Origin of the sequence: Pseudomonas baltica (assembly GCF_014235765.1) — a bacterium.
Taxonomy (GTDB): Bacteria; Pseudomonadota; Gammaproteobacteria; order Pseudomonadales; family Pseudomonadaceae; genus Aquipseudomonas; species Aquipseudomonas baltica.
This window is the reverse complement of the sequence record NZ_JACMYH010000001.1, coordinates 1,762,727-1,774,505: the sequence shown is the minus strand read 5'-3', so window position 1 is coordinate 1,774,505 and position 11,779 is coordinate 1,762,727. Positions and strand designations below refer to the sequence as shown.

The 11,779-nt window shown below is 61.3% G+C and carries 13 protein-coding genes and 1 tRNA gene; 5 read left to right on the top strand and 9 right to left on the bottom strand.

Features of this window, described 5'->3' with window-relative positions; all coding sequences use genetic code 11:
• Positions 1 to 19 precede the first annotated feature (19 nt).
• Positions 20 to 2,311: a beta-glucosidase BglX gene (gene bglX, locus H7993_RS07925; RefSeq protein ID WP_185793990.1), complete on the bottom strand. Its 2,292-nt coding sequence runs from the start codon at positions 2,309 to 2,311 to the stop codon at positions 20 to 22.
• A 223-nt stretch (positions 2,312 to 2,534) separates the two neighbouring features.
• On the opposite strand from bglX, the gene H7993_RS07920 reads away from it, so the two are divergent.
• Together H7993_RS07920 and H7993_RS20825 are read left to right on the top strand one after the other, a co-directional pair.
• Entirely contained in the window at positions 2,535 to 3,731 is a 1,197-nt protein-coding gene (locus H7993_RS07920; RefSeq protein ID WP_185793989.1) for a class I SAM-dependent methyltransferase, read from the top strand.
• 95 nt (positions 3,732 to 3,826) lie between these two features.
• Positions 3,827 to 4,039, top strand: coding sequence for a response regulator transcription factor (locus H7993_RS20825; RefSeq protein ID WP_342214368.1), 213 nt, complete (start codon positions 3,827 to 3,829; stop codon positions 4,037 to 4,039).
• 22 nt (positions 4,040 to 4,061) lie between these two features.
• On the opposite strand, the gene H7993_RS07910 is transcribed toward H7993_RS20825, so the two are convergent.
• Positions 4,062 to 5,081, bottom strand: a complete 1,020-nt coding sequence (locus H7993_RS07910; RefSeq protein ID WP_185793987.1) for a DUF4917 family protein — start codon at positions 5,079 to 5,081, stop codon at positions 4,062 to 4,064.
• A 140-nt stretch (positions 5,082 to 5,221) separates the two neighbouring features.
• On the opposite strand from H7993_RS07910, the gene H7993_RS07905 reads away from it, so the two are divergent.
• The gene (locus H7993_RS07905) at positions 5,222 to 6,292 is read left to right on the top strand and encodes a glycerophosphodiester phosphodiesterase (RefSeq protein ID WP_185793986.1); all 1,071 of its coding nucleotides are present in this window, start codon (positions 5,222 to 5,224) and stop codon (positions 6,290 to 6,292) included.
• Positions 6,293 to 6,390: 98 nt separating this feature from the next.
• On the opposite strand, the gene H7993_RS07900 is transcribed toward H7993_RS07905, so the two are convergent.
• Together H7993_RS07900 and H7993_RS07895 are read right to left on the bottom strand one after the other, a co-directional pair.
• Positions 6,391 to 6,705 (bottom strand): hypothetical protein, encoded by a 315-nt coding sequence (locus H7993_RS07900; RefSeq protein WP_185793985.1) that lies wholly within the window; start codon positions 6,703 to 6,705, stop codon positions 6,391 to 6,393.
• Positions 6,706 to 6,805: 100 nt separating this feature from the next.
• Positions 6,806 to 7,387 carry a hypothetical protein gene (locus tag H7993_RS07895; RefSeq protein WP_185793984.1) on the bottom strand — a complete coding sequence of 194 codons (582 nt, stop codon included), beginning with the start codon at positions 7,385 to 7,387 and terminating at the stop codon, positions 6,806 to 6,808.
• Between the two features lie 368 nt (positions 7,388 to 7,755).
• Between H7993_RS07895 and H7993_RS07890 the strand changes: the two genes are divergently transcribed.
• The gene (locus tag H7993_RS07890) at positions 7,756 to 8,196 is read left to right on the top strand and encodes a YqaA family protein (RefSeq protein ID WP_185793983.1); all 441 of its coding nucleotides are present in this window, start codon (positions 7,756 to 7,758) and stop codon (positions 8,194 to 8,196) included.
• A 77-nt stretch (positions 8,197 to 8,273) separates the two neighbouring features.
• Here H7993_RS07890 and H7993_RS07885 read toward each other — a convergent pair whose 3' ends face one another.
• The 4 genes from H7993_RS07885 to H7993_RS07870 all read right to left on the bottom strand — a co-directional run bounded on the left by H7993_RS07885 (position 8,274) and on the right by H7993_RS07870 (position 9,932).
• A complete protein-coding gene (locus H7993_RS07885) occupies positions 8,274 to 8,495 on the bottom strand; it encodes a PLDc N-terminal domain-containing protein (RefSeq protein WP_185793982.1) in 222 nt (73 codons plus the stop codon).
• Between the two features lie 288 nt (positions 8,496 to 8,783).
• Positions 8,784 to 8,857: transfer RNA gene (locus H7993_RS07880), tRNA-Gly, on the bottom strand.
• 165 nt (positions 8,858 to 9,022) lie between these two features.
• Positions 9,023 to 9,715 (bottom strand): pseudouridine synthase, encoded by a 693-nt coding sequence (locus tag H7993_RS07875; RefSeq protein ID WP_185793981.1) that lies wholly within the window; start codon positions 9,713 to 9,715, stop codon positions 9,023 to 9,025.
• A 7-nt stretch (positions 9,716 to 9,722) separates the two neighbouring features.
• Positions 9,723 to 9,932: a cysteine-rich CWC family protein gene (locus tag H7993_RS07870; RefSeq protein WP_185794202.1), complete on the bottom strand. Its 210-nt coding sequence runs from the start codon at positions 9,930 to 9,932 to the stop codon at positions 9,723 to 9,725.
• 221 nt (positions 9,933 to 10,153) lie between these two features.
• Here H7993_RS07870 and H7993_RS07865 point away from each other — a divergent pair, with 221 nt between their 5' ends.
• A complete protein-coding gene (locus H7993_RS07865; protein ID WP_122713343.1) occupies positions 10,154 to 10,549 on the top strand; it encodes a hypothetical protein in 396 nt (131 codons plus the stop codon).
• A 48-nt stretch (positions 10,550 to 10,597) separates the two neighbouring features.
• Here H7993_RS07865 and H7993_RS07860 read toward each other — a convergent pair whose 3' ends face one another.
• Positions 10,598 to 11,710 (bottom strand): enoyl-CoA hydratase/isomerase family protein, encoded by a 1,113-nt coding sequence (locus H7993_RS07860; RefSeq protein WP_185793980.1) that lies wholly within the window; start codon positions 11,708 to 11,710, stop codon positions 10,598 to 10,600.
• Positions 11,711 to 11,779 lie beyond the last annotated feature (69 nt).

Sequence of the window (11,779 nt, the reverse complement as noted above, 5' to 3'; positions counted from 1 at the left end):
CTATCGAGCCGTTGCCGACCTACAACAACTCGAAGGTCGCCTCTTTGACGTCCTGGGAGTCCAGCCCGATCATCACGGTGAACTGCCCGGCCTCGGCGGCCCGCACCAGTTGCTGGTTATAGAACTTCAGATCACCCTCGACGATATCGAATGTCAGGGTCTGGCTTTCGCCCGGCTTGAGCATCACCTTGCGGAAATGCTTGAGCTCCTTGACCGGTCGAGCCATCGAAGCAGCGACATCACGCAGATACAGCTGAACCACGGTCTCGCCGGCGACCTTGCCGACGTTGCGCACGTTGATGCTGGCCGTCACCTTGCCGTCGCGGCTCAGGCGCTTGCTCGACAGGCTGACGTCCGACAGGCTGAAGTCGGTGTAGCTCAAGCCGTAGCCGAAGGGGTACAGCGGGCCCTGTTCGCTGTCGAAATACTGCGAACTGTAGTTGCCCGGATGCCCCGGCGTGAACGGTCGGCCGATGCTCAAGTGGCTGTAGTACAGCGGCACCTGGCCAACCGAGCGCGGGAAGGTGACCGGCAGTTTGCCGGACGGGTTGTAGTCGCCGAACAACACATCGGCAATGGCATTGCCGCCTTCGGTGCCGCTGTACCAGGTTTCCAGCACCGCATCTGCCTGGCGCTGTTGTTCGCCAATGGTCAGCGGGCGGCCGTTCATCAGCACCATCACCAGCGGTTTGCCCGTGGCGCGCAGTGCAGTGATCAAGGCTTGCTGGGTACGCGGCAGGTCGAGGGCAACACGGCTGGCCGATTCATGGGTCATGCCGCGCCATTCGCCCACCGCGGCCACTATCACGTCGGCATCGCGTGCCGCTGCCAACGCTTCGTCGATCAAGGCCTGGCCGGAGCGTGGGTCGATGGCCTGCTTCACGTGCTCGGGGTTGAAGTGGGCGATGAAGTCCAGCGTCGCACGGTCATCGGTGAGATTCGCCCCCTTGGCATAAGTGACCTTGGCGGGGTCGGCCACGGCATTGCGCAATCCGTTGAGCAACGTCACCGATTGCGTTGCGACGCCGGCTGCCGACCAGCTGCCGAGCATGTCGTCCGGCGCGTCGGCGAGGGGCCCGATGAGGGCAATGCGCGCGTCTTTTTTCAGCGGCAGCGTCTGCTTCTGGTTCTTCAGCAACACCAGCGTCCTGCGCGCGACATCACGCGCTTCGGCGCGATGCAGGCGGCTTTCTGCGTTGACATCGGCCGGGTCGTCCTGGGCCTTGCCGATGCGCAGGTACGGGTTGGCGAACAGGCCCATGTCGTATTTGGCGCCAAGCACCTCGCGCACCGCGTTATCGATGTCGGCCTGGCTGATCTGGCCGCTCTTGAGCAGCCCCGGTAGATGTTCGCCGTACGCCTGGTCGTTCATGCTCATGTCGATGCCGGCCTTGATGGCCAGCTTGGCCCCCTCACGGTCGTCGCTGGCCACGCCATGCTTTATCAATTCATGAATTGCACCGTGGTCACTGATGGTGACGCCCTTGAACCCCCATTGCTTGCGCAGCACATCCTGCATCAGCCAGGTATTGGAGGTCGCCGGCACACCGTTGATGGAGTTCAGGGCGACCATCATGCCACCTGCGCCAGCATCGACCGTGGCGCGATAAGGCGGCAGGTAGTCCTGGAACATCCGTTGCGGGCTCATGTCGACGGTGTTGTAGTCGCGCCCGCCCTCGATCGCGCCGTACAAGGCGAAGTGCTTGGCGCTGGCCATCATTCGGTCCGGGTTGGCCGGGCTGGGGCCCTGTATGTTTTCCACCATCACCCGGGCAATTTTCGACACCAGGTGGGTGTCTTCGCCAAACCCCTCGCTGATGCGGCCCCAGCGCGGATCGCGAGAGATGTCGACCATCGGCCCGAAGGTCATGTCGATACCGTCGGCCGCCGCTTCGGCGGTCGAGGTTCTGGCACTCAAGGCAATGGCGTCCATGTCCCAGCTCGCGGCCAGGCCCAGGCTGATCGGAAACTGCGTGCGGTGACCGTGGATCACGTCGTAGGCGAAGAACATGGGAATCTTCAGGCGGCTGCGCTGCGCGGCATCCTGCATGGGCCTGTTGTCCGCGCGAGTGACCGAATTGAAAGTGCCGCCGATGCGCCCTGCGGCGATCTCGGCCTCGATGCGCTGGTGAGTCATTTCCCCACCGATGGCGATCAGGCGCAACTGGCCGATCTTCTCGTCCAGGGTCATGCGTGCGAGCAGGTCGGCAACGAATGCATCCTTGTTCTGCGGACCTTGGGAAGGGCTATCGGCATACGCGGTTTGCAAGGCCAGGCCAACGACGACACCCAGCAGACACAGCTTGTTCATTGAGTTCTTCTCTCTGGCCTACCGCAGGGATGCCGCAGCCGATTACGGGTGACAGTGTTTTTATAGTTTGCCGGAGGTGTTTTAACGTATCGGCGCTCGTCAATCCAGTCGGGTGCCGGGATTGATACAAATGCATTCGCGCAAGCAGCGTCGAATCAAATCCCCCAAGTCCATTCACAGCCACTAAAATGCCTGCCTGAATAGACCCGAGATCCGTTTCGCCATGTCCGTCACCGACCCCCGCGCCGAATTCCTTGCCCTGCTCGACACCAGCCTGGCGCAGAACGCTTTCATCAAAGTGGTGCTGGCCCGCCATGTCGGCCAGGAACCGGACCTGCAGCGGCTGATCGTCAAGTTGGCGACCATCAAGGGCGAAGCGTGCCTGTCGTTCGTGTACCGCTACAAGACGCGTGACATCACCAAGAACTTCAGCTTGGTCGATGGCCAGCAGTTCATTGCCGACGCCTTGCCCGACACCTTCAAGAACGCCCACCTGCTGACCTTGACCGACGAGTTGCAGCTTGAATTCAGCAAGAAGAACAAGGCCAGCCTGCACCGCAACAAGCAACAGCAGGAGCGGGCCGCGCCGGAGTTGGGTCACGATCGGGAAAAGAAGCGCTACCTGGAGCTGAGCCGGCCGTTTCTGCAGGACCTGGGTGTGACCGACAAGCAGCAGCAACTGATCCCGGCGATGTCGCGCAAGTGGAAACAGATCAACAAGTTCATCGAGGTGTTTTCCCACGCCTTCGCTTCGTCGGTGCTGGCCAAGACGACTGTTCCCGTACGGGTCGCCGATTTCGGCTCGGGCAAGGGCTATCTGACCTTCGCCATCCATGACTATCTGGCCAACTCGCTGCAGCGTCAGGCCCAGGTCACCGGCGTCGAACTGCGTCCGGACATGGTCGAATTGTGCAACGCGGCTGCCACCTCCTTGGAACATCCGGGGTTGGTGTTCGAGTGCGGCGACGTGCGTTCGGTGGTGCCCAGCGAGATCGACGTGATGATCGCCCTGCATGCCTGCGACATCGCCACCGACTACGCCATTCACACCGGTATCCGCTGTGGCGCGGCGATCATCATGTGCTCACCGTGCTGCCACAAGGAAATCCGCCTGCAGATCCAGAGCCCGGGCCTGCTCAAGCCCATGCTGCAATATGGCCTGCATCTGGGCCAGCAGGCCGAGATGGTCACCGACAGCCTGCGCGCGCTGTTGCTGGACGCCTGCGGATACGAGACCAAGGTGTTCGAGTTCATTTCTCTGGAGCACACCAACAAGAACAAGATGATTCTGGCGGTCAAGCGCGACACGTCCGGCCCGTCTTCCGAAGCGCTGGCGAAGATCGAGGAACTGAAAGCCTTCTACGGCATTCGCGAACAGCGTCTGCAGACCCTGCTGCAGGAAGACGGCCTTCTCAGCTAGGCGCTGTGAGGCATCGGGACTACAAGTCGCCGGCATTGTTACCCATCCTTGGCGAGCGCCACCATGAGCGCTCAAGTCAAGGGTTGGAGTTTGCAGTGACGTTCGACATCAAGCTGACGCCCCGTGAGCAGGAAGTGCTCGTCTGGAGTGGCAGAGGCAAGTCCTCGTGGGAAATCTCGCGGATACTGGCCTGCTCCGAGGCAACGGTAAATTTCCATTTCGCCAACATTCGTCGCAAATTCGCCGTGGGTTCACGCAGCGTGGCTGTGCTGCTGGCACTGGAGAAAGGGTTGATATCGCTGTGGTGAGCGCCTGGTTGCGCTCGAGTCTTCAACGTTTCTTCTTCAACACCGCAGGCACGGCCACGTTCAATTGCGCACTGCCCAGGCCATGGCTGGTCGCGTCGAAGAAATACAGTGTCTTGCCGCAGCCGGCGAACAGTTCTTCGAAGCGCTGTTTCTGGCTGATGATCCAGGCATCGCTGAGCGGGAAGATCGACACATAAAAAGTCTGCGCAGGCGCCAGGCGCAGCGCCTGAAGGATGTGCGCATCGTCGCTGTCCAGGTTGTGGCCGAAGATGCACACAGTGCCGTCTTGCCGGCTCAACTCGCCGTGGCACCAGCTCAGGTAGTCCGAATCACGAATGGTGCGCAGCTTCTGCGCACTGGGGCCTTCGTTGACCAGCAACGGCACATCGCCAGGCGTGTTGATCGCAAACCCGTCGAGCAAGGCTTCGCCCTCGGCGGTGCGTTGCCGGGTCGTACCGTCGCTGTTCTTGATCAGGTGCAGACCGCCGTGCAGGTACAGCACGCGGCAGCCTGTGGCGGCGGTGTGGCGAATGTCGAAACCGGTGTCCACGTCCATCAGCTCGGCAAAACCCTGCGGGTCGTGCTGCACGGCCCAGGGGCAGAGCAGGTCGTAGTTGCTGCTGTACACCGTGTCGAACGCGCGCAGTGCAAGGTTGAGCGCGGCCAGGCGCTGTTCATCGAGCAGGCGAAAGGGAATGTGCACGCTGCGCACCGCATGGATCAACGCTTCCTTGATCGCATAGTAGCGATTGAGCGGGGCGGTGGAACTGATCGCCAGGGCGGCATTGACCCGAACGGTACTGTTGAGCACCGCTAGCACCTGCTCGAAGCTGCGGGTCTGCAGCGATTTGAACAAGGCCAGGTCGGTCAGGCTCAAGGGCTTGTTGCGCACCTTTTGCGCGCGCTCGAACAACCCGTCGTAGGCGAAGCTGCGCCACACTGCGCGGCTGGCGCCGTTGCCCAGCAACAGGCTTTGTGCAGGCTGACGGGTATGCAGGGTTTGCCAATCGTCGAGGTGGGCGTCGAAGGTGTCATGTGCCATGGTGATGATTCGTTCTACTCGTGTCTTGGGCAAGGGCGCGACTCTATCACGCCATGTCCTGTCATCCGACGCCGTCTATGCTGGGTCGGTTCACCGGCATCAAACCGCGCCGTTTTCGATCATCCGTGGAAGGACTACACATGTTGGCACACCTGTACAAGACGCTCTGCCTCACTGCTGCCATGGGCGCAGCTGCCTCGGCCCAGGGGCAAACCCCCGATCAGTTGGCTCATGCCGCCAACATTCCGCACCCTGCGGTCATTGCCCATCGAGGTGCTTCGTTCGATGCGCCGGAATCGACACTGCCGGCCTACCTGCTGGCCCGTGACCTGGGCGCCGACTATCTGGAGCTCGATGTGCAGCGCACTCGCGACGGGCAACTGATCGCACTGCACGACGATACCTTGCTGCGCACCACCGACATCGCCAGCAAATTTCCCGAGCGCAAGGACAAGCCGGCCAGCGACTTTACCCTGGCGGAGCTGAAAACCCTGGATGCCGGCAGCTGGTTCAACGCAGCGCACCCCGAGCGCGCCCGTGACAGTTACAAAGGCTTGAAGATTCTCACCCTGGATGAGGTACTCGACGTGGCGCAAGGCGGTACGCACACGCCTGGGGTGTACATCGAAACCAAGGTGCCGCAGCAGTTTCCTGGTATCGAGCGTGACCTCAAGGCCAAACTCAAGCAGCGTGGCTGGCTCGATGGTCAGCACCGGGTCGTGTTGCAGACGTTCGAAAAAGGCAGCCTGGAGCTGCTGGCCAAGGAAATGCCGCAGGTGCCCAAGGTATTGCTGCTATGGGTAGGCGAGGGCAGCATCGAGCCCGAATCCAAGGTGACGTTCGCAGCGTCCGGCATGAAGGACAAAGCGGCTTACTACGCCCAGCAACGGCCCCGCGACCGTGCCGAGTTCGAGCGCTGGCTGGACATTGCCAAAGCCAACGGCGCGGTGGGCACCGGCCCTTCGGCAGCGTTGACCGAGGGGGGAGAGCAGAGCTACATGGACCTGGTTCAGCCATGGATGAACAAGCTGACCCACGACAAAGGTCTTCTGGTGCACGTGTATACCGTGGACGAGCCGGTCGATTTCAAGAAGGTCAGTGACGCAGGCGTGGATGGCATCTTCACCAACCGTACCAGCGAGCTGCTGAAGTTCTACAAGCGTCCTGCCGCTGAATCGGTCATCGAGGTTCTTCAACGCAACGGTTACTGACCTGCGGAAACGCCAACGGCGCGAATCCGGTTGACCTTGCAATTGCGCTTGGCAATTTGAAGGACGGAATTCGCGCCGCTGCAGAAGGTGCGGTGGGCTTATTTGCCAGCGCCGCTGCCGTTGCCGCCGCTGTTGCCCGAGCTGCCATCGCCTTTGGTCGCGCCCATCGGGGTAGGGCCACCGTCGGTGGTGCCGGCGTCTGCGCCCTGGCTCATGGAACCGGTCTTGCCGTCGATACCGGTGGCGTTGCCATTGTCGGGCGATTTGTCGGTGCCTGGAATGACCTGCTTGCCCGATGGTGCTTCCGGGGTGGCAGTAGGGTTGCTGTCATTGGATGCCGCCATCGCCGCGAACGACGAGGCCGACAGAAGACCGGCCAGAGCCAGCGAGGCAAGCTTTTTGCTAATCATCATGGTGCATCTCCGCAGTGATTGGGGTACAAGCATTGGGCCAGCGTCTTGCACGCAAGGTGCCGTCGAGGCGACGAGCGGCATCTCGTCGCAGCAATGCTTCTCAGCGGTATTGGCGATGAAATCCAGGTGGATGGCGTCTGGCTGTATCAATGGAGATAGGCTGCCCGCGCTTCAGCCAGGCATCAAGGGTCTGGCCAAAGGTGTGGTCACTGCAATCGCGCAGCAGCATCAGCGGAATGTCCAGATGGCGCGCCACCGCTCGCGCGCTGTCACGCTCCTGATGCTGGAACACCTCGACCTCGGTCGGCGAAGCGTGGCTGGCCGGCAAGCGCTTCAACACCGTCCACGGATCGCTCTCCAGCAACAGAATCGCCCCCAGGGAAAGCCGCTCGAACGCCGTCAGATCGGTGCCCGACGAACGTGGGCGCTTACCCATCAACGCCACGTTTCCTTCCAGCAGCATCGACTTGCCACTGGCGGCGATGCTGGTCACGGCCAGTTCCAGTGCCTGGCGGTTGCGGTCTCGATTGGTCGCGTAGCGATCATCGCTCCATTTCACACAGGCCAGCACCTGCCTGACCAAACCCGAAGCGCTGCTGTGCAACACGCCCCGACGGTGCCCGTAATGCTCGCAATGCCAGGTTTTTCCCACGCCATGAATACCCGCTACCAGGATGATCATGATGGATGTCCCTATCAAGTAAGAGGATATTACTAGGCTGGATAGGTAACTGAACCGTCAACATCAGTGTCAGAAATTTCTTCGCAATGTTGGATGGTTTTCTGATTGAGTTGGCGTAACTGGCTGTTTGATCGAGAAATGAAGGGTGCTGGGCGGGGGGGCTTTGCAAGGTTGCGAGCAACGAATCTGTGCTGATCGATGCGCTACATCTGCATCTTGTTTATCTGTATAGCTGGTGCCAATGGGACAGTTTCCACACCATGCGGTACAGCAGAGCTGGTATCAGCCCTTGAAACCTGCGAGCTGTTGCGGATAACTGCGTTTGAAACGTTCACTCCGCAGCAGGCCTTCACACGCGAGATGACAAGGTGTTCGAACTGACCAGCTATGTAAGCCTTTTCGTCGTGGCGTTCGGTGCCGCCACGCTTCTGCCTTTGCAATCCGAAGCGGTATTGGTGGGGATGCTTGTTTCGCAACACTACGCAACGGTGTTGCTCGTACTGATCGCCACGGCGGGCAACGTGCTGGGTTCTGTGGTGAACTGGTACCTGGGCCGCTCTATCGAACGTTTTCGGCACCGCCGTTGGTTTCCCATCAGTGAGCGCCACTTGGATAAAGCGCAGAATGCCTACCTGCGCTACGGATACTGGGCGCTCTTGTTCAGCTGGGTGCCGATCATCGGTGATCCCATCACTATGATCGCTGGCGTCATGCGTGAGCCGCTCTGGCGTTTTCTGGTCGTGGTTACACTGGCCAAGGCGTTCCGCTATCTGGCACTGACCGCGATCACGCTTGGCTGGGCGATATGAACGCCTTCAGCCAAACGCCTGGGGATGGCGAATTAAATACATGCCAGCCAACGCGTATCAGATGGGTAGGATCGACATCAGCCTTTGCTGTGCTTATCCGATGTTGGCGGAATGGCAACGCCTCTCGGCCCCGCGATGCCCCAGATGGCGAGTCCGACAAGGGGCAGTACAAAGATCAGCACCGTCCAGCCCAGCCTCGTGCCGGAGCTTTTGGTGCTTCGCCAGACGCTGGTCAGTACCCACGCGTCCAGCAACAGAACGATCAAGGCGGACGCCGCCCAGAAAATCGAGGTTTCCATGGTTTATCACTCCTGAGCAATCACCTACAGGAGAGGGATACCGGTTTGCGCAAGTTCCCGATCATATCCAGTTGGCGATTGACCGTACGTTCCCGTGCTCGATTTGCAGGATGTAGGGGGGGGCGAATCGGAGTCTGTGCATTGGCTGATGATATCCATGAGCTGGCGAAGCAGATGGCCCGAGCTTCGTTACGCCGGAGGTAGTGTTCTGCGGAGTATGGCGAATAAGGTTCGGCGGATAAGAGGCTGAGCGGGGAGGGGGAGAAAATCAAAATACTGACTGAAACATGGAGCGGGTAGAGGGAATCGAACCCTCAACTAAAGCTTGGGAAGCTTTCGTTTTACCACTAAACTATACCCGCATGACGCGTTGTTTCCGTGCCGCTGGCAGTTCATTGCGAACTCGATTGCCAGCTTGGCGACCTCGGTGCACTGCGTCTTTCGACACCTGCTCCGGGCGGCTGACTTTGTACCAGAAGCGCCTGGCAATTTGAAGCGCTAAATTTCGTATCTCTGCTCGATTCCCCTCAAACCAGACCGATCTCTTCTGCGCTCAAGCTGCGGTACTGGCCGGGTTGCAGGCTGTCATCGAGCATCAGCGCGCCCATGCGCTCGCGGTGCAGCGTGAGCACCTTGTTCTGGAAGTGGCCGAACATCCGCTTCACCTGGTGGTAACGCCCTTCGACGATGCTCAGGCGCGCCAGGCGCGGGCCGAGGATGTCGAGGTGGGCGGGCAGGGTGGTGAGGTCTTCGAAGGCGAAGTAGATGCCCTTGGCGAACGTCTCTATATAATGGGGCTCGATGACCTGCTCGGTCTCGACCAGGTACACCTTGGGCAGCTTGGTGGCCGGTTGGGTCAGGCGGCGTGACCATTGCCCATCGTTGGTCAGGATCATCAGCCCGGTGGTGTTGAAATCCAGTCGCCCGGCAATGTGCAACTGGTGCTTGTCGGGCACCTCGAGCAGGTCGAGCACGGTCCGATGCTGCGGATCCTGCGTGGCGCTGACGCAACCAGGTGGTTTGTGCAGCATCAGGTAGCGAGCAGGATAGCCGGCCTGCAACAGCGCTTGGTCAAGCCGTACTTCGCTGAACTCAGAGACAGCGTGCAGCGGGTCGCGGACCACGCTGCCATCCACCTGGACCCGTCCTGCGATCAAGGCCAGGCGCACCTGCTGCCGGTTGAAGCGTTCGAAATTGGAAAGGAACCTGTCCAGACGCATCGCTGCGCTATGCCTCCGACTCAGGCAGTTGCTCATTCACTCGCGCGCAGCGCGGACACAAGCAGGCGGCGTTGCGCAGATGCTCGGGCAAAGCCCGCAGCACAGCGGGGTCGATGCTGACCGTGTAGCACCAGCACGGCTGTGCGGCCGTCTTGGCATCGGCCAATGTGCAGTCGTTGCGGCCGCCGCAGGCTGGGCAAAGGCGGCTGTCGGTCAGCGCGAGCGTGGTCATGAGCGATCCGTGAAGGTATGAACGTGGCATTCTACTTCAGCGCCCTGCAGGTCGGCGAAAAGCGTCGATGCAGAACGCTTTGTATCAATTTATTGCCGAGTGAAATGCAGTATCTTTCCTGCTGTCTGAGTTATGCCCAGAACCACCGTTCCGGGTAACGACCAGTCGTGCTGGTTCGATCCCTCTCGCGGTCCAGGAGGCCGCTTATGTCCCCTAGAGCTCTTTTGATCGTGGTATTGGGCTTGTTGACAAGTGCCTGTGTGCCCTATGGAGGGGGAGGTTACTACCGCACCGAAGTCTATTCCGTGGACAGCTCGCCGAGAGGCGGCTACTACCCCTACAGCCAGCCCTATGGCAGCGGTTACTACGTGACGCCGGCGCCGCGCTATTACGAGGGGCCGCGCTACTTCTCGGCGCCTCGGTATTACGCGGTGCCGCCGCCTCGCTACTACGGTCCGCCTGCTCCGCACTACCGGCCGGGGTTCAGGCCAGGGCGCGGCCCCGATCCACGCTGGCGCGACGGGCCGGCGCGGCATTACGGCCAGGATTGGAACCGGGGCCGAGGCTCCGACCGTGGCCCGGGCCGCGGCGGTCGGCACTAATCAGCAACGGCGCCCTCAGGGGCGCCGTTTTCGTTTTTCACCTGCCATTCAGTAATCACAAAGATCCGCCAGCGGATGACGGCCTTCCCAGGCCTTGCCGAAATGCGCCTCGACCACTGCCTGCGGTACATGGTCGACATCAGGCCAGTGCCAGTGCGGCTGGTTGTCCTTGTCGATCAGGCGCGCACGCACGCCTTCGCTGAATTCGGGATGACGGCAGCAGTTCAGGCTCAAGCTGTATTCCATCTGGAACACCTGGGCCAGCGACAAGTGGCGGGCACGGGCCAATTGCGCCCAGATCAAATGCGCGGTCAGCGGGCAGCCCTTGGCGAGGTTGCTGGCGGCCTTGGCCAGCAAGGGGTCCTCGTGTCGTTGCCATTGCACCAGTGCATGCCAGGCGCCCGGCGCATCGCTGACGTCCAGCTGGGCGTCGATGGCGGCCCGGCGCGGCAGCCACTGCGCCGCTGGGGCACTGTCGCGCGCATCGTGTTCGAGGGCCTTGAGCAGGCTGTTCAGCTGCATGGCTGTCTGCTCCTGCCAGTTCAGCTGCAGCAGGCCGTCGAGCAGATCTTCGTATTGATCGTCGCGCAGGCAACGGTCGGCCAGGCCCAGGTCGAGGGCGTCACGGGCGTTGATCTGCGCGCCGGTCAGGCCCAGGAACAGACCGAGCTTGCCGGGCATGCGCGAGAGGAATCCGCTGGCGCCGACATCCGGGTACAGGCCGATGGTGATCTCGGGCATGGCCAGGCGGCTGCTCGGCGTGACGATGCGAATGCTCGACGCCTGCAGCAAGCCCATGCCACCGCCCAGTACGTAGCCGTGGCCCCAGCAGATCACCGGCTTGGGGTAGGTGTGCAGGCGGTAGTCGAAGCGGTATTCGGCAGCGAAGAATCGTGCCGCCAGCGGCGGCACCTCACCGGGGTGGGCTCGGCAGGCCTGGACCAGGCTGCGTACGTCGCCACCGGCGCAAAAGGCTTTCTCGCCTTCGCCGCGCAGCACCACACAGACCACCCGGTCATCCTGCGCCCACTCATCGAATTTTCCCGCGAGCGCTTCGAGCATCGGCAAGGTCAGAGCATTGAGGGTTTTCTCAGCATTCAGGGAGGCGACGCCGATCCGCGCGCCATTACCGGCGCTGAGTTCTTCGAAATTCAAATCCATCCTGACCTCGCATCAAAAGGGGCGGCAGCAGCGCAGCGATGACCGCGAAGGGCCGACGGAGGGTCGCAG